At 40.5% G+C, this 18,440-nt stretch carries 11 protein-coding genes; 7 read left to right on the top strand and 4 right to left on the bottom strand.

The genetic code is table 11. The features are described 5' to 3' along the window. Positions 1-138 precede the first annotated feature (138 nt). From DS737_RS14230 to recD, 3 genes are all read left to right on the top strand, one after another. Positions 139-3,789, top strand: coding sequence for an exodeoxyribonuclease V subunit gamma (locus tag DS737_RS14230; protein ID WP_113997804.1), 3,651 nt, complete (start codon positions 139-141; stop codon positions 3,787-3,789). Positions 3,790-3,792: 3 nt separating this feature from the next. Then, on the top strand, positions 3,793-7,506 hold the full coding sequence (locus DS737_RS14225; protein WP_113997803.1) for a UvrD-helicase domain-containing protein: 3,714 nt from the start codon (positions 3,793-3,795) through the stop codon (positions 7,504-7,506). A 99-nt stretch (positions 7,507-7,605) separates the two neighbouring features. Further along, entirely contained in the window at positions 7,606-9,351 is a 1,746-nt protein-coding gene (recD, locus tag DS737_RS14220) for an exodeoxyribonuclease V subunit alpha (protein ID WP_407641394.1), read from the top strand. Positions 9,352-10,055: 704 nt separating this feature from the next. On the opposite strand, the gene DS737_RS14215 is transcribed toward recD, so the two are convergent. Next, positions 10,056-11,354, bottom strand: coding sequence for a serine hydrolase domain-containing protein (locus tag DS737_RS14215; RefSeq protein WP_113997801.1), 1,299 nt, complete (start codon positions 11,352-11,354; stop codon positions 10,056-10,058). A 237-nt stretch (positions 11,355-11,591) separates the two neighbouring features. On the opposite strand from DS737_RS14215, the gene rpsO reads away from it, so the two are divergent. From rpsO to DS737_RS14200, 3 genes are all read left to right on the top strand, one after another. Further along, positions 11,592-11,861, top strand: coding sequence for a 30S ribosomal protein S15 (rpsO, locus tag DS737_RS14210; RefSeq protein WP_004637724.1), 270 nt, complete (start codon positions 11,592-11,594; stop codon positions 11,859-11,861). Between the two features lie 253 nt (positions 11,862-12,114). Beyond that, positions 12,115-14,202: a polyribonucleotide nucleotidyltransferase gene (gene pnp / locus DS737_RS14205; RefSeq protein WP_171061184.1), complete on the top strand. Its 2,088-nt coding sequence runs from the start codon at positions 12,115-12,117 to the stop codon at positions 14,200-14,202. Positions 14,203-14,286: 84 nt separating this feature from the next. Next, positions 14,287-15,510, top strand: coding sequence for a magnesium transporter CorA family protein (locus DS737_RS14200; protein ID WP_113997800.1), 1,224 nt, complete (start codon positions 14,287-14,289; stop codon positions 15,508-15,510). A 29-nt stretch (positions 15,511-15,539) separates the two neighbouring features. On the opposite strand, the gene DS737_RS14195 is transcribed toward DS737_RS14200, so the two are convergent. Both DS737_RS14195 and DS737_RS14190 read right to left on the bottom strand, forming a co-directional pair. Continuing rightward, on the bottom strand, positions 15,540-15,866 hold the full coding sequence (locus DS737_RS14195) for a chaperone modulator CbpM (RefSeq protein ID WP_004637727.1): 327 nt from the start codon (positions 15,864-15,866) through the stop codon (positions 15,540-15,542). An 11-nt stretch (positions 15,867-15,877) separates the two neighbouring features. Continuing rightward, on the bottom strand, positions 15,878-16,840 hold the full coding sequence (locus tag DS737_RS14190) for a DnaJ C-terminal domain-containing protein (protein ID WP_113997799.1): 963 nt from the start codon (positions 16,838-16,840) through the stop codon (positions 15,878-15,880). 163 nt (positions 16,841-17,003) lie between these two features. Between DS737_RS14190 and DS737_RS14185 the strand changes: the two genes are divergently transcribed. Further along, a complete protein-coding gene (locus DS737_RS14185; RefSeq protein WP_113997798.1) occupies positions 17,004-17,354 on the top strand; it encodes a hypothetical protein in 351 nt (116 codons plus the stop codon). A gap of 109 nt (positions 17,355-17,463) precedes the next feature. Here the strand turns inward: DS737_RS14185 and hslO are convergent, their stop codons facing one another. After that, entirely contained in the window at positions 17,464-18,336 is an 873-nt protein-coding gene (hslO, locus tag DS737_RS14180) for an Hsp33 family molecular chaperone HslO (protein WP_113997797.1), read from the bottom strand. Positions 18,337-18,440: the final 104 nt, after the last annotated feature.

Raw genomic sequence — 18,440 nt, 5'->3', positions numbered from 1 at the left:
CATTATTCAATCGTATTTAAAATAAATTTATATTTCATGTTGCCTAACGTGACATAGTTCTACAAGCTTGTATAGTGATGATTGTGTACGAATTTGTGCATAAATAGGGTGTTTTTGATCAATGGGGTTCAGTTAAGCATGGGTATTCATGTTATTCAAAGTCAAAGCCTTGAGGTGTTATTAAAAGGCGTGATGACAGCAATCACCCAACCAAGTCACTCTCCATTGCAAGTATTTCATACGCAGCATTTTATTGTGCCGAGTCCTGCTCAAGAACAGTGGCTGACCCAGAAGATTGCTGAACAGCAGGGAATGATGGCAAACTATCAGTTTCATCATCGTATTCGCGGATTTCAATGGTTTGCCTATCAACAGGTCCTTGATAATAAGGAAAAAGTACGTAAAGCCAATATTCCACGTCTGATTTTAAAATGGCGTATTCATCAAGCTTTGCAACCCTTTATTCAGGCTGAACAGATCACTCTTGAGCCTGAGCATCCTCTCTATTCGATTGTGCAACGAATTTATGATAGTGCGGACCAGTTGCAACAACGCACTGAAAAGCAACTCAAAAAACAAAGCATGTTGTATTGGGTTGCTGAGCAAGTTTCGCATTTATTTAATAACTATATGATCTACAGGGGACATTGCCAAAGAGGCTGTGGTGATGCTTGTACGTGCTCGACCAATTGGCTTTCGACTTGGGGGCAAAATAAAGCACTCGATATCGAAAATTTGATCTCAAAAACGGATCAGCAGATCTCAGCATTTAGCTTACAACAAACGCAACAATTAGAAGCATGGCAGCGTTGGCTATGGCAAAACCATTTTCATGATGACTTTGTAGAAATGCAAAGCATTGATGCTGATTTTTGGCAAATTTTAGATAATGAACAGACTCGCGCACAAGCATTAGCACAATTACCGACACAAGTGATTGTGTTTACTTTATTGGATTTACCGCCGAGTCAATTACAGTTTTTACGCCGTTTGGGACAATATCTAGACGTGTTGATTTTGCACTATAACCCCTCTCAGGAATATTGGGCAGATAGTGTCGATCCGTTGTGGAAGCAGCGTTATGACTTGGGAGTGAAAGAACGTTTTATTGGCAAAAATCCAAAAGCCACTGACGCTGAAATCGCAGCATTTTTTGAAAGTTTTAGTTTAGGTTTTAATGCGTTAAATCGTGAATCGCGACATCCGCTTTTGACGCGTTTGGGTAAACAAGCACGAGATCATTTCTCCTTGTTGTCACAACTGGCAACAGGAGAAGAAGGGAAGTGGGTCGATGCTTTTATTGATCATTTTCCTGAAACCTTACTCGGAAAAATTCAGTCTGATATTTTTTATTTAGCCGAACCTAAAGCCGAACAATATGAATTGGCTGCTGAAGATCATTCGGTCCAAATTCATGTGTGTCACTCCAGTTTAAGGCAGCTGGAAGTCCTCAAAGAGCAATTAATTCACTGGTTATCACAAACGGATGCAGTACCACGCCGTCCGAGTGATGTCTTGATTTTAACGCCAAATTTGGCGGAATTAGAACCTCTGATTCGCAGTGTATTTTCTGCGGTTCCAAATGAACACGATGTATTTTTACCCGTCAAAATTGCAGGCGTGGCGCAACTGGATGCTTTAAATGCTTGGCGTGCAGTAGTGGGCCGGTTGCAACTGACGCAAGGTCGCTTTACTCAAGATGATTTTGCCGATTGGCTCAATCTTGCTGCGACCCAACAACGCTATGGTTTGGATTACACACAAACACAGCGGGTTTTAGATTTACTCAATGATGCAGGCTTTAAACGTGGTTTAGATGAAGCACATCTCAAACAAACACTTAGTGCTGAGGATAGGGATTACCGCTATAGCTTTAAGTTTGCTCTAGATCGTTTGGCATTAGGTATTGCTGTACCTGCACATGTGATGGTGCAGCAAACCTTGAGTTATGCGTTGGTGCAGCCCAGTGATTTTGAATTGATTGGTATTCTGATTCAGATTTATCAGGATCTGTCTGCGCGCCGAGATTGGTTGGTGGTGCATGAACAGGGACAGCGTTTACCTGTAGAAATATGGTTAAAACGACTTAAAGAAGATATACAAGAATTTGAGCAAGCTGACATTGTGGCATTAAAAACCGTTCGTGAGATTATTCAAAAACAAGAACGTATGCTGACTTTGGCAAGCTATTACGATGATGCTGAAACACAGCTTCGCCAAATATCTTTACCGTTGCCTTATATCCTAGAGGAAATCCAACGCACTTTAGAGAGTCAATCTGCGCAAGTGGAACCCACAGGACAAATCACGTTTAGCCAAATTGGACAGATCCGCCCGATTCCTTATCGCTTAATTGTGTTGTTAAATTTAGATACAGGTAAATTTCCAAATCGCGACAGCCATATTCCTTTTGATTTGATGGATGCACTGCGTCAGCAACTAGGGGATCGTTCTCGTTTAGAAGATGATCAAGGGGCTTTTCTGGATGCGGTGCTATTGGCGCAAGAGCAATTATGGTTGTTCTATAATGGCTTTGATATTAATGACGGTGAGGTCCGAGAACCCTCAAGTATTTTGCAAGGTTTCCGTGATCATTTGGCATTGGTTGTGAAAGCTCCCCTCTCTAAATCTCTCCCAGAGGGAGAGACTTCCTTTAATTCTTTTGGGGAAGACTATGAAAAACTCCAGATCCCACCACAACTCTATCCACTTTATCATCTGCATCGCTTGCAGCCCTTTGATCCACTCGGTTTTTTAGCAGAGCAAAGTTATACGCGTTTTCAAGATCATTGGTTTAAAGTGGCATCACAAATTCAGCAAGTCAAAGGTGAGCGCCAAGCTTGGGTCAATAGTACTTATCCAATTGAGCTGAATGAAATGGTGGTCTTGGACAGCCAGCAATGGATTCAAGATGTCACCTTTCCAGCAAGACTATATCTAAAAACATTGGGTGTGGAGAATCTAAGTGCCACTGACTTGGTTGATCAAAACGAGCCTTTGCTATTAGATGGTTTAGGTAAATATGCAATTCGCCATTTTTTACAACAACAGGATAATCAAAGTTCCCCTGAGATTCTGCAAGATCAGTTGCCAGTAGGTAAAGTACAGCAAAGTGCTTGGCAACAAAGTTGTCTAGAGCAACGGCGTTTGTTGGAGCGACTGCAGCAATATGCAGCAGCGCCGACTGAAACAACGCAGCGAGTTTGGCGTATTTCCAAACAACTGCAAATGAGTTGTGTAATCCCAAAACAAAATACACAAGACTGGGTCAGCCTAGATGCATCGAGTGCACGTGCTAAACGCTTCGCTAAAGTGTGGCTGGAATATTTACTGTGGTTGGCGATATTGAATCATGATTCAGCAGCCTCAAAGCGCCGTATCGTAGTGTTTAGCGATCAGACTGTGATTTGCGAAGGTTTAAGTGCTCAGCAAGCGCAGCAGTATTTACAAGCATGGTTACAACTTTGGCAAACTGGGCAACAACAACCAGTGGTGTTGCCAGCAGCTTTACTGCTTAAGCCGCTGGAAAAAGGCAAACACTATGATTGGGTTGAACAGGATAGCCAGCAGGTTTTAGTCGAAGACAGCCAAAAGCAGGTGTTGAAAGATTGGAATGATACCGGTGATTTTTCAGGTTTTGATATGACACAAAATGAAGCCTGTAAACTGCATCGAGATTGGCAATTTATTCTACAAGAACAAGATGCAGCAGCACTATTACAATACGCTTGTGATCATTATAGCTATGCGCTGTATCAACCCATTTTTGAATTTTTACGTGTGGAGTAAGGCATGAGTTCAAAATTTCCTGTGTCTTATCAACCTATCTGTGATATTCAGTTTGAAGGTTTACATCTGATTGAAGCATCGGCTGGAACAGGTAAAACGTATACGTTATCGAGTTTGATGGTTCGCATTTTCTTAGAAAAATATTTGCCGAATCAAGTGATTGCGACGACCTTTACCCGCGCTGCCGCTGCAGAGTTAAAAAGCCGAATCCGTGCTCGATTGATTGAAGTACAACAATATTTAGAACCAATGCGAACGGTATTGGAAAGTGATATTTACATACGTGCAGCGCAAGAATCTGATCCGTTGAAGCAGCATTTACTCAAAACTTTTGCTCCGCGTATTGCCTATGCCTGTGAACGTTTAAAACTAGTGATCGACCAGTTAGATGAGCTATTCGTGGGAACACTGGATAGCTTTAGCCAAAAGTTATTGCGTGAGTTTGCCTTTGAAAGTGGCAAGATCGAACGTGCTCAAATCACTGAAGATGCGAAAGCTTATACACGTCAATTGATCCATGATGTATTACGAGAATGGATTCAATCACAACCCCAACACGTCATTGATGCGCTTTATAGTGTGGGTGCGCTTAAAAGTGTGGATCATTTTGTCGGGATGGTTGAGAGCTCTTTAAATTTTAGCTCTGCACAATTTAAATTACCTGACATGCCTGAAATTGAGCTTGCTCAATTACAACAGTGGCAACAACAAGCACAGCAAATAGACCTCAGTGCTTTGGCTGAATATTTTAATTTAGATGGTGCATATTATTCTCATATTAATGGTACTTCTTTTCGTAACAACGCCTTCAATAAGCTCTTTTGTGAGTCTTTACCGCAGTTATTAAAAGCGCTCGCAGATTCGCAAAATGTACAGGTCTTTGATGGTTATCTTTCTGATGCTCGAGAGACTGTTTTTAAATTTTTAGACAAGCTCGACAGTCAGAAGATTTTTAAAAAATGTCCTGCTGAAGTCTCGGATGGTTTTTATCAGCACCCTACGATTCTACACATTCAAAAACTTTGCCATTCTTTAAAAGAAACACAACAACAATTTGAACAACTTCAGGTGTATCTAAAAGCGTATCTGTGTATTGAAGTCAAAAAACGCTTACCGCAAGTGTTACAGCAAAAGGGCGAAACCACTTTTGCCCAACAAATCAAAACCTTGTCAGAAGCATTAAAAGGTGAGCAAGGTCAACGTTTTGCGGTATTTGTACAGGCACGTTATCCGTTGATTTTGGTGGATGAGTTTCAAGATACCAACCAAGATCAAGATGATATGTTGGCGACCATTTGGCGACATCCACAACGTTATCAAAAAGGCTGCATGATCATGGTGGGCGACCGTAAGCAGGCAATTTATGGTTTCCGCGGTGGTGATATGCTGACCTTTTTAAATGCTTATCAAGATATTATGTCGAAGCAGGGTCGTGAATATAAGCTGATTCATAACCATCGCTCAGTCAAAGAGTTGGTTGAAGTTGTGGATGTGCTATTTCAACGGCAAATGGATTTTGGTGAACAGGTAGTTTATGACCCAATCCAAGCGGGTTCACGTCCGCATCCAGCATTGATTGAAAATGGGCAACTCAACCCTGCGCCATTACGTTGGTTACAACTACAAGATGGAAATGAACAAGCAACCCAAGTGGCTTGGAAAATTCAAAGTTTACTCAATCAAGCCCATTTGCAACAGTTATATCTAGATGAAGAAAATCTCCAAGCCATAAGTGAAGATGACATTGCGGTACTTTCACGTAGTCATCGTCAATTAGATGAAGTTCAATATGCTTTAGAGCGATTAGGTATCCGCGTCAATCGTCCATCAAAGCGCAGTGTGTTTGATTCAAAGATCGCGCAAGATGTTGGCGCATTACTCACCGCATTACTGCATCCTTATGATGAAGCGAAATTGAAGCGTGCTTTACTCAGTCGATTGTTTGGCTTTGATTTATCGACACTTATCGAATTGGAACAGAGTGCAGAAGGTCTGAGTCATTATATTCAGCAGTTCGATGACATCCGCGAAATGTGGCTTAATCAGGGATTCTTGGCAGCATGGCAACGTTGTTTAAATCAATTTGAAATTTGGCAGCAATTGGTCGCAACGCAAAGTAAAGATAATGAACGGGCAGTGGTGAATTTACGCCATCTTACTGATATTTTGAGTCAGCACAGTGAGCATGTTCAAGGCATCCAAAACCTCTATCATTGGTATTTAAAACAACTCCATTCTCCAAGTGACCGAGAATGGGAGTTGGAACACAAGCTATCCAGTGAAGCGGGTGTACAGTTGATGACCATTCATCAATCCAAAGGTCTAGAATTTAAAATCGTATTTTTACTTGGCGCGAATAAAGCATTTTCTGAAATGCAGAAGACCTTAAATTTCTCCACCACTGAAATTCAAATCCCTGAGACAGGACAGACCCGAACGCAACGTGTTGTGGCAATCGCAGATAAAAACTTTTTGCAACCAACTGAACTCGATCAGCATCAGCAACGTGCACAGGCTGAGCAAAATCGATTATGGTATGTGGCATTAACGCGTGCAAGTCACCGTGTTTATGCAGTATTTGAACCGGAAAAAGGCGATAAAAATAAATTATCAGGTTTGGCATTTTGGAAAAACCACGGAGATATTTTTCAGCATCCATATAGTGTTGAAGATTGTTTGTTGTTGGAACGCCCAGCTTCTTTACGAACACAAGAAACTCAGCTAGAGCGATTATTAGCCGCTGAGCCTTTACCTACACAACGTTTTTATGCGCGTGGAAAAACCAGTTTTAGTTATTTGGCACAGCATCTTAAGCATAGAGCCAATCGCCTTGATCGCTTAGCGAATGCGGATCAACAGTTTGATCAGGCTGAAGATGAAATCAATCTCTTAACAGTTGAAAGTGTTGCGGTATCACAGCCGATTGCTTGGATTAAGCAGTATTTTCCAAAAGGGACGTTGGCAGGAAATTTCCTGCATGAGATTTTTGAGCAGATTGACTTTCAGCATCCTGAAACATGGATCGAGGAAATTCGCCGCCGTTTTAAAAATACTTATCAAGGTTTATGGGTCGCATTATTAGAACAATATCAGCAACATTTTCCTGAGCAAGAGAATGCTGAACAGCAGCTATATCAATGGATTGCGTTGTGGTTAGCAGATGTACTGCAAACACCACTCAACCAAGGTTTTCAATTACAACAATTAGTGGTAGGACAGTATTTATCAGAGTGTCCGTTTTACTTAGCATTATCCGATCGTGTGTTAGCAATGCAGCGCGTACAACAGTTATTTGAAGAATATGATATTCAAATGCCTGAGTTTATTGATGCGAAATCAGCGCGTTATTTGAATGGTTCGATTGACTTAGTTTACTTTGATGGACAGCGATATCATATTGCTGATTATAAGAGTAATTATTTGGGTGAGAATCAAGCTGATTATCAATCTACACAAATTGCTGAAAGCATGTCTTTATCCAGTTATTGGCTTCAAGCCGCTTTATATTTGGTGGCATTGCACCGTTATTTAAGCGTGAAATTACAAAATTATCGTATTGATCAGCATTTAGGTGGTGCGTCTTATTTATATTTGCGTGGTATGAATGGACAAGCAGATCAAGGCTATTTTTATTGGAAACCTGAGGATGAGTTTGTCTTGCGTTTAGACGCAATATTGGGATATTTCTCTGAGGATAAACAAGGAAAAGGTGTGTAGATAAAATGGCTAAATTTAAATTAAACAAAATCTTATCTTGTGGATAAGCTTGTTTATAACCTTGTGGACAAGCGTGTGGGTAAGTTTGAGGATAACTCTGTGGACAAGCTAATCAGTGATCAGTCAGAACAAATGGCTTGGATAAATATGTGGAGTCGTTATCTCACACAAGCCCCATTTTCTCAATCTGCTCAAGCAGATAGCGCTGCACATGTGTTACAACAACTGATTGAAGCCAGTTTAAATGGCGATAGTTGTATTCAAGTTGATTTAGTTCAACTGGAAGCCTTGGGTGATTTAGCAATTCCAAGCGAAAAAGCAGCCACTCAAGTTGCCCCATGTGTCTACGATCAGCAGGGCTTGGCATTATACCGATATTGGCAGTTAGAACAACGCCTCGCACAGCAGATTTGCCGATTAAAGCGACAAATGACACCAGTAATCGATATTTCTGAGTATGAATCATTGCTTGAAGATGAATTTCAACAAGCCGCTCTGAAAATGGTATTGCAACAATGGCTCAGTATCATCACAGGTGGACCAGGTACAGGTAAAACTTATACCTTGGCACGTATCATTGCGGCACTCAACCAAATGATTCCTGATATCCGAATTGCTATGGCTGCACCCACAGGAAAAGCTGCGCAGCGAATGCAAGAAGCACTACAAAATTCATTTAACGATCCAAACTTGATTGCATCGGGTTTAGTGACTGATGAATTGCGTAATCAAAGCACACAAACCTTGCATCGTTTATTGGGAATGGGGAATCGACAAATTCCTCGCTTTAACGTGAAGCAGCCTTTGCCTTATGATGTGATTGTTGTCGATGAAGCATCGATGTTGGATTTAAGTCTTGCCACTGCATTGTTTGAAGCTGTGCCTGATTCTTGTCGAATCATATTGTTGGGGGATGCTAATCAGTTGGCCTCCGTCGATGTCGGGTCTGTTTTAGCTGACTTACAACAAGTCGAGGGTTTGGCAGAGAATCGTGTTCAACTGCAAAATAGTCGCCGCTTTTCAGATAAAGCAAAAATTGGTCAATTGGCGCGCTTTATTCAAGCACAACAAGCTTCATCTGAATCGGTCTTAACTCAGCTTGAACAGGAAATTGTAAAGCCAGCTTCTTTGCAAGAAATGAGTTTGAGTACAGCAATGCCTGATGCGATTCAGTTGGAATATCTACCTGAGCAATTGGATATAGAGATTGAACAATATCAGCAGAAATTAATGTATGGATTCAATGATTATGCTGAAATATTAAAATCTTATTTACATGCAGATCAACCAGAACAATACATTCAAGACGTGATACGTGTGTTTGATGATTATCGAATTTTGGCGGCAGTGAAACACGGCGCATTAGGTATTGAACAACTCAATCGCTATGCTGAGCGATGGTTGAATCAACAGCTTAAACAAATCGCTGTTGCAGAATGGTATGTCGGTCGTCCTGTAATGATGACTTATAATGATTATCAGCTCGGGATCTCAAATGGTGATATCGGGATTTGTTTTAAACATCGGACTCAAGCACAGCAATTTGAAGTATTTTTCCCTAGTTTAAATAAATGGATTGCAGCGCATCGTTTGCCACGTAATATGCAAACAGCTTTTGCATTGACTATTCACAAGTCTCAAGGCTCTGAGTTTACACATACCGCAATTGTGTTAGATGCAAATGCGAAAAAACTGCTTAGTCAGGAACTGATTTATACAGCAGTTACACGTGCTAAAAAAGTGGTCACGTTGCTGGCAGATCCAAATGCGCTGTTACAAGCCCTTACAGTACGCACAGTTCGTCGCAGTGGTTTAGTACAAAAGATCAATTTTCAAGGATTGTAAACTTATTCTTCAAAATTCACATTTTTGTAAGAAAAAGCTTACAAGGATTCGAGATATTGTCGCTAGAGCAATTTGCTGGTTTTTGAGATTATGAACACACAAAGAACCTAGCATGGAAAGTTAGGTAAATCGCAAAAAGAATAATAATAATAATGTCGTGATGACAGCGGGCTTACAGTGATGTAAGTGATAAAAGAGGAAATTTACAGCCGCTAAGCCTTGTAGTTTTGGGAGAGACTACAGGGCTTTTTTATTTTTATCATTTCTTGAAGCAATTATCTAACAAAATATCGTTCATCAAATTCCATAAAGAGAACCGATAATATTGTGTACAGTTTTTGCATAAAAAATATTTTTACGAGATTGCAATGCTTTAAAACAACAATTTAAGTAGCTAACCATTGTTAGACAGTTTTTTTTAATTATTAAGTTAATTGTTATACAGAATCGTACGTTTTTGCTTACACGCAGATAAGAAAAATGCTATTTTTCTCCACAATTGATTGTGACAGAATAGTCGGTATAAAGAGAAGAGTTTTTTTAATTAAATAACAAAAACGATGTGTAAATTGCATGCAGAGGGTAAAAGGGCAAGCGAATACAAAAAAGATAAATCATAAAAAGAAATTAAAATAAGAATAATAAAAACTTCAGCGCAAAAGCCCGAGTGTAACTTGGGCTTTTTTGTATGCTTGAATTATAGATTACACCAAATCATTTTCCGTACGATCAGTGGCAAACAATGAACGACGTTGATCCTTTGGAATCTTTGGACAGTTGGCGGAGATTTGATAGAGCGTTTTGGCTAAGGCGGGTAAATGTGTTCCTACTACAGATTTTCCTGTCGTGAGTAATGACACACTGATGTCACGCTCAGGATCAGCCCAACATAAAATGTTAGAAAAACCAATATGACCGAATGCTTGTCCTGTCATTGGGCCAAATAAGCCGATCGGGTTACTACCTAACATTGGTCCAAGCGCATAACGCATCGGTGCGAGTAAACTGCGATCAATACTAATTCCTGATGTCGGTAGCGTAGAACGGAAAACGGTCTTGGCACTCATAATTTGCTTACCTTGATACTCTCCACCACTCAGTAACATTTCAAAAAAGCGTCCTGCTTGCTCTGCACTGGTGTAAATATTTCCAGCAGGGCAAATGGTATCCATGAAACGGCTATCATTGGTAATATCGACTGCCATCTGTAGTCCAGCGCCGAGTACGTGCTCCAAATAACGATCTGTGCCTAAACTTGGATGAATTCCTGTTGCATAGTTCATTGCGACATCAGCACGATATTCTGGTTTCAAACCATAGTTGAAATAGTCCAATCCCATCGGTTTTTCGATCTGTTCAGCTAAAAACTCACGCACAGTTTGCCCTGTCACACGATGAATGATTTCACCCAAAATATAACCAGCGGTAACCGCATGATAGGCAAGGTGAGTACCCGAAGGAGAAACGGGTTTGGCTGCACATAGGCGTTTTAAAATTTCTTCTTGATCAAACAATAGTTCTGGTGTGACTTCGCCTTCAACGCGAGGAATACCTCCGCGGTGGGAGAGTAAATGAAATAGTGTCGCGCGGCGTTTGCCATTCACTCCATATTCAGGAATATAGTAACTAATCGGGTCAAGTAAATTGAGATCACCACGCTCATCTAACATATGAATCAGCATGGCAGTGACCATTTTTGAAGCTGAAAATAGACAGATTGGGGTATCAGGTGTACCAATTTTAGCATCGGCAGCCAAACCATCAGGCGAATTTCCCTGTGCATGGCCTATGCTACGATTAATTAAGATTTCCCCTTTGCGACGTAAACACAACGTAATCAGTGGATAGTTGCCTGTTCTATATAAAGATTCGACACTGGTCCAAATTTTGTCAACTTGAGCATGACTCATTCCACCAAGTTCTGCTGAAACTTCATCCTTTGAGCGAATGACTTGGCTGAGATCATGAGGAACATAACAGGTGTTAGCGGATAAAAGTTTCACGATTCCCTCGCATTTTTTCGTTTTCTTTCGTATCTGTCATAAACTGAAAACAGATTCAGGCTAGTGTGCATCTTTTAATCTGAGTTGTCAGCTGCCGAATTGCCCGCCAAGTTAAAACATTTTTGCAATATAACGACAGATCACTTAAAATAGGCGACTTGCTGTAGTGATGCACGGCAGTCAGTTCTCGTAACTGATCAATATCGTTTATTTTATTAAGCATCTCGGAGAAATCGAATGGCTTTAACTAACGCAGATCGCGCAGAGATCATTGCTAAATTTGCTCGTGCTGAAAATGACACTGGTTCACCAGAAGTACAAGTTGCTTTATTGACTGCACAAATCAATGATTTGCAAGGTCACTTTAAAGAGCACAAACATGACCACCACAGCCGTCGTGGTTTGATTCGTATGGTTAACCAACGTCGTAAATTACTTGACTACTTAAATGGTAAAGATCACGGTCGTTATGTTGCTTTGATCGGCGCATTAGGTTTACGTCGTTAATTCGATTTGGCTTTGTTTTCGGTATTTCGCATGTTGCTATGCTTTATCGCTGAAAAGAGAGTTTCATCTAATTCACATTAGATGATTTTTAGAAGGGGCGCTTGTTCGCTCCTTCTTTGCGTTTAACTTTTTTAAATTTTGGTCTAGTGTGATGGCTTCTAAGCTTTGTCATTTATCTATAATCGTTGTAGTCTGAATGCCAAACCTTAGGGGTCTCACTAGAATTAAAACTAGGAAAATACAATACATGTCTATGTTTAATATCATTCGTAAAGAATTTCAATTTGGTCAACACCAAGTTGTTTTAGAAACGGGTCGCGTTGCACGTCAAGCAAATACAGTTTTAGTCACGATGGGTGGTGTAACTGTTTTAGTCGCAGTTGTTGCGCAACCTAAAGCAAAAGCGGGTCAAGATTTCTTCCCACTTACTGTTAACTATCAAGAAAAACAATATGCTGCTGGTCGTATCCCAGGTGGTTACGGCAAACGTGAAGGTCGTGCTTCTGAAGCTGAAACCTTAATCTCACGTCTAATTGACCGTCCAATTCGTCCGTTGTTTCCAGAAGGTTACTTCAACGAAATCCAAGTGACTGCAACTGTGGTTTCTTCAGACAAGACCATGGATGCTGACATCGCAGCGATGCTTGGTACTTCTGCAGCATTGTCTATTGCTGGCACACCTTTCCGTGGTCCAATCGGTGGTGCGCGTGTTGGTTTGATCAATGGCGAATATGTTTTAAACCCGAACTTTGAACAACTTGCACAGTCTGATCTTGACCTCGTAGTTGCAGGTACAGAGTCAGCAGTATTAATGGTTGAGTCTGAAGCGAAAGAACTTTCAGAAGACCAAATGTTGGGTGCTGTGCTTTTCGGTCATGACGAAATGCAAATTGCGATTCAAGCAATTAAAGAATTTGCTGCCGCTGCAGGTGCAAAAGAGTCTGATTGGGTTGCCCCAGCTAAAAATGAAGCGTTGCTTGAGCAATTGAAAACTGCGTTCGAAGCGAAGATTTCTGAAGCATATACCATTGCAGTAAAACAAGATCGTTATGCGGCACTAGATGCGCTTTATGCAGAAGCAGTTGCTCAGTTCGTTCCTGAAAATGACGAAACGGGTATTGCTGACGAAGTAAACGAACTATTCGAAGACCTCAAATACCGTACTGTGCGTGACAATATCCTATCAGGTAAGCCACGTATTGATGGTCGTGATACGAAAACTGTTCGTGGTATCGACGTTCAAGTAGGTGTATTAGATCGTGCACACGGTTCTGCATTATTCACACGCGGTGAAACTCAGGCGTTGGTAACAACAACTTTGGGTAACACACGTGATGCATTGATGGTAGATACCCTTGCTGGTACTAAAACTGACAACTTCATGTTGCACTACAACTTCCCTGCATACTCTGTAGGCGAAACAGGTCGTGAATCAGGTCCTAAGCGTCGTGAAATCGGTCATGGTCGTTTAGCGCGCCGTGGCGTTCAAGCAGTTCTTCCTGCGGCTGACCGCTTCCCGTATGTGATTCGTATCGTATCTGACATTACTGAATCTAACGGTTCATCTTCAATGGCTTCTGTATGTGGTGCTTCATTATCACTGATGGATGCAGGTGTTCCACTTAAAGCACCAGTTGCAGGTATTGCGATGGGCTTAGTGAAAGAAGGTGAGCGTTTCGCAGTTCTTTCTGACATCTTGGGTGATGAAGATCACTTAGGTGATATGGACTTTAAAGTCGCAGGTTCTGCAAACGGTATTACTGCGCTTCAAATGGACATCAAGATCGAAGGGATCACTGAAGAAATTATGGAAGTTGCATTAAACCAAGCATTTGCTGGTCGTATGCACATCCTGAATGAAATGAATAAAGTGATTTCACGTGCGCGTGCAGAGATCAGCGCAAATGCGCCGACTTTCGAAGTGATTAATATTAATCCAGATAAGATTCGTGATGTAATTGGTAAAGGTGGTGCTACCATTCGTGCCATTACAGAAGAAACTAAAGCTGCGATTGATATCGAAGACAATGGTACAGTTCGCGTATTTGGTGAAACTAAAGCTGCTGCTCGTGCTGCGATTGCAAAAATCCAAGCACTGACTGCAGAAGTTGAACCAGGTAAGATCTACGATGGTAAAGTGATTCGTATCGTTGAATTTGGTGCGTTCGTTAATATCATGCCAGGTACGGATGGCTTACTTCACATTTCGCAAATCTCGAATGAGCGTATTGCAAATGTGACTGACGTATTGAAAGAAGGTCAGGAGTTGAAAGTACAGGTTGCTGATGTGGATAACCGTGGTCGTATCAAGTTGACAATGAAAGACATCGAACAAGTTTAATCACTGTTTGAAATACAAAAAGCCCGCTTCGTGCGGGCTTTTTTATGGCATGATATTTTTAATTCCAACCTAAATATGAGCGCTATGCAGCTTTATTATTTCTATCGCCACAATAGTGAAAATACAATTTTTATGAGCGTACAAGAACAACAACAGCATACGCTTGAATTTCTATGGGTGGATAGCTTAAGGCAAGATTTAGTGAATCACTCAGAGACTTGGCAAAACAATATTTTCGAGCAGACTGGCCTTGTCTTGAATGAATTTCATATGCGAGATTTGTTGAATATTGAGCATCCATGTGCTTTTGATACCGTCGAAGAATATGATTTATTGATCTTTCGTAAGCTGATTAGTGCGGATGATCAGATTTATGAAAATGATCCTGTGCTAGATGTACATGAGAGTGTATTTGGTCTTGCAACAACCCCAATGAGTTTTATCTTGACGCCACGAATATTGGTGAGTGTTCGTGAACAAGGGAATATGGCAGTTGAAAGCTATGTTCAACGTTTACAAATGGTCATGGAGCGGGCGATTTTAGAACAAAACAAGCCTCGTAAATTACCGAGTACTCCAGCTGATTTGTGTTTACGATTACTCAATAGCATGATTGATGGTTATCTGAATCTACGTACGCCGTTAACTCGTCGTGTTGAATATTGGCAGCAACAGCTATTACAGGGAAATCGTCGTTTTAAACAGTGGCATCAGTTGTTTCATGAAGATATGGCGTTTCAGCAAATCGAAAACTTATGTGAGGAACAAATCGAAACTTTGCAGGAGTTTCGAGATGAGTTGGTTGATAACTATCATCATGTTGTGGGTGAACGAAAATACAAAACGCAAGATATTCTTTTGGTTCGCCTAAATGATTTGATGAGTCATATTGAGCGTGTGCAAAAGCATACGCTTCGGTTGCGAAATGCGATTCAATCAGCAATTGATTTGCATTTTTCTGCAACGGCAAATCAGACCAATGAAAATATGCGTATTTTGGCGATTATCACGGCTGTATTTGCACCATTAACCTTATTGACGGGGATTTATGGAATGAACTTTGAGTTTATTCCTGGATTAAAATCACCTGTTGGATTTTGGATTATGCTGGGCGTGATGCTGATGACCACCATATTGCTGTTGTACTATTTCTATCAACAGCATTTAGTTGGACGAGGCGAGCGTAGTGTGATTGATTTGCTGGCGCAGCAGCACAAGCAACGTAATATTAATTTATTGTGGTTCTTGGATTATGAACCTATTAAACAAACTCTCAAAGAAGTGGAGAAAATGACTAAGCTGAAATAGCTTATCTAAGCTCAGTCATTTTCTTTTGTTCAATGAAAATGTTTGAGCTGTTTACGCAATTGTTGTACTTCATCAATCAAATCCAGCATGACAGCAACTGCTGATAAGCTCGCATCGAAATCACGTTGTAAGCGATATGCTCGACGAGCACGGGCGACATCTTCACCGATGAATTGATAATTTTGCGGCTCGACTGTGATTTGCAAAATATCGTAATCAATCAATTTGAGTACCCATTCAGTACTTTGACCACATGCTTCCGCGAAATGTTCAAGATCAAGTGCCAATTGTTCATCAACGATTTCAACTTGGCAATGACCGTCATATTGAATTTCTTTGTATTGAATAGTTGTCATGATCTTGCTCCTTATGAGGTACGAGCTTTGAATGAAGAGAACGCTTCAGCGAATTGTTGATAAGCCTGTTGTTCTTGTTCACTCTGTGCAGCTGGTAAAACAATATTAATGATCAAATAAAGGTTACCTGCGGTTTTGCTAGGAATTCCTTTGTCTTTTAGGCGAAGTTGTTGACCATTTTTTGCATTTTTCGGTAAATTGACTTTGAGCTGACCCGCAGGGGTGCTGACTTCGATGCTTTGACCTAAGCCCGCTTCCCAAGGTGCAACATCAATGGTTTGATAAACGTCAGCACCTTCGACGCGGATTCGGTCCGTATCTTTGTATTGAATCTCAATGTATAAGTCGCCATTTTCACCGCCATTGATTCCACTTTGTCCTTGACCTGTAAGGCGAATTTGTTGACCTTCTTTCATTCCTTTAGGGATTTTGACTTCTAATGTCTTGCGCTGAATTTCAGGTTCACCATAAACATTATAGGTTGGAATCTGTAAGGTAATTTGCTGTGTAGAACCTTGATAAGCAATACTTATATCCACTTGAATTGAGGCGTGTTGATCTTCACCCCGATAACTGCGTTGCTGACGTTGTGAGCGTTGTTGACCGCCACCAAATCCAGCACCGAAGCGACCAAATAGATCTTCAAAACCGCTAAAGTCGGCACCATCGCCTGAGTTTTGACGATAAAATTGAGAGCCATCAAATCCACTGGCACCTTGGTTGAATCCACCTGTTCCTTGTCCAAAACCAGAAAAACCCTGTGGATGATCCAGCATCTGGTCATATTCAGCTTTTTTATCAGCATTGCTTAAGGTGTCATAGGCGACATTGATCGCTTGCATCTTCTCTTCGGCATCTGCTTCTTTGCTGATGTCGGGATGATATTTGCGTGCGAGTTTGCGATAGGCTTTTTTTATTTCATCTGCTGAGGCATCGCGGGTCACGCCTAGTTCTTCGTAGTAATTCTTTGTCATTGTTTATCGTCATAATCTATTACTTTTCATTCTATTATTTGACGATTAAGCAGGAAAAAACAGAGGGGATGTGTGTTGATATTGTTTCAGCAAGAACCTTTATACTTCACAGCATAAGGGTCATCCCAAACATCTTAAATGTAATTTAAAAGTAGGTTATCAAATGAATTCTCAAGAATTTGCAGAGAAAATAAACGAATATATTGTCGATGAAAATTTAATTCTTTATAAGAAATTATTTTTTAATACAAAAATAGAGGATGTGAAAGATCCATACTGGCTAAAGGCACAATCATTATTTGATTCTTTGCCTGAGGATAATAAAGAAGTTTTCTTTGAAATAATTCATCAAATTATGGTTGATACTATTTCATCTTTTTTGGGCGTGCTTGATGGTACTAGTGATTTAGGTGAAGCTGATGATGAGTTTAATCTAAAAAATGGGGATGAAGTGTTAGATGGTTGTTTACAAGACTATTTTCTTTGTTTGATCGAGCAGAACAGAAAAAAATAATTTTAAAATATTGTTGAATGGAAAAAGTATAAAATTTGAAAGATGGTTACCACATGATTATATTTGAATGGGTAACCAACTTTAAAACATTAATTTAAGCTAATACTAATTAACTCAAATGCTCACCAAACAAGCCTAAAGCTTCTTCAGCGGTAAACTCATAACGTGTGTTACAGCATTGGCAATCCATTTGAATTGGGTTTTGGATTTCAAGGGATTCATGTACTGCCGCTACACCAATTTGAATCAAAGCATTGGCACAACGCTCTCTAGAACAGGTGCAACCAAACTTTAATTGCTCTGCCTCTGGTAAACGCACTTCTTCCTCATTATACAAACGATAAAGAATTTCATTGGCTGACAGGTCGGTTAACTCTTCAGGTTTTAAGGTCTCAGTGAGCATAGTTAAACGTGGCCATAAATCTTCATCAACGAACTCTTGTTCCTCTTCATTACGAGGAAGTAGTTGAATCAATAAACCACCTGAACGTTGACTATTGGTTGCTAGCACAATATGAGTTGGGATTTGTGCTGATAAATCATAGTATTGTATTAAACAACCTGCCAAAGTTGGTTGATCAAGGGGAACAATACCTTGATAACGCTCGCCATGTTCAGGTTCAATATTAATGAACAGAACAGGATTGGTTAATGATGCAAGCACAGTGCGACTATCAGTACCTTCAGCGAAACGAGGATCTTCTTCATAATCAGCCAAAGCACGGACTTCACCTAAATGGTTACACTCAGCCATTGCCCATTTGAACGTACCAGTTGCTTGAATTTGTAAGCTAATACGCCCTTGGATCTTCAAGGTGCTTGCAAGTAAAGCTGTTGCACTTAACATTTCACCTAATAAGCTTTGTACCGCAGGCATATATTCACGTTTCGCCAAAATGATTTGTAGTGCTTCTTCCAAATGAACTATTTCACCGCGAATAGGACTATCTTCAATAAAAAAGCGTTGGCGTAAATCAGACATTTTTTTCTCCAGCTCCTCAAATGAGGAAAACAAAGCGGTGCTTTGCCTTGAAAGCTTATACGATGGTGAACGGTTATCCATTCAATAATGGTGTCATTTTACGA

The sequence above is a fragment of the Acinetobacter haemolyticus genome (assembly GCF_003323815.1).
Taxonomy (GTDB): Bacteria; Pseudomonadota; Gammaproteobacteria; order Pseudomonadales; family Moraxellaceae; genus Acinetobacter; species Acinetobacter haemolyticus.
The sequence above is the reverse complement of the archived record's forward strand: the minus strand, read 5'-3'. Positions and strand labels throughout refer to the sequence as shown.

Excerpts from the sequence above, each read along its gene's own strand:
- DS737_RS14230 (WP_113997804.1), top strand. The coding sequence starts at position 139 with ATGGGTATTCATGTTATTCAAAGTCAAAGCCTTGAGGTGTTATTAAAA.
- DS737_RS14225 (WP_113997803.1), top strand. The coding sequence starts at position 3,793 with ATGAGTTCAAAATTTCCTGTGTCTTATCAACCTATCTGTGATATTCAG.
- rpsO (WP_004637724.1), top strand. The coding sequence starts at position 11,592 with ATGGCTTTAACTAACGCAGATCGCGCAGAGATCATTGCTAAATTTGCT.
- pnp (WP_171061184.1), top strand. The coding sequence starts at position 12,115 with ATGTTTAATATCATTCGTAAAGAATTTCAATTTGGTCAACACCAAGTT.
- DS737_RS14200 (WP_113997800.1), top strand. The coding sequence starts at position 14,287 with ATGCAGCTTTATTATTTCTATCGCCACAATAGTGAAAATACAATTTTT.
- DS737_RS14195 (WP_004637727.1), bottom strand. The coding sequence starts at position 15,866 with ATGACAACTATTCAATACAAAGAAATTCAATATGACGGTCATTGCCAA.
- DS737_RS14190 (WP_113997799.1), bottom strand. The coding sequence starts at position 16,840 with ATGACAAAGAATTACTACGAAGAACTAGGCGTGACCCGCGATGCCTCA.
- DS737_RS14185 (WP_113997798.1), top strand. The coding sequence starts at position 17,004 with ATGAATTCTCAAGAATTTGCAGAGAAAATAAACGAATATATTGTCGAT.
- hslO (WP_113997797.1), bottom strand. The coding sequence starts at position 18,336 with ATGTCTGATTTACGCCAACGCTTTTTTATTGAAGATAGTCCTATTCGC.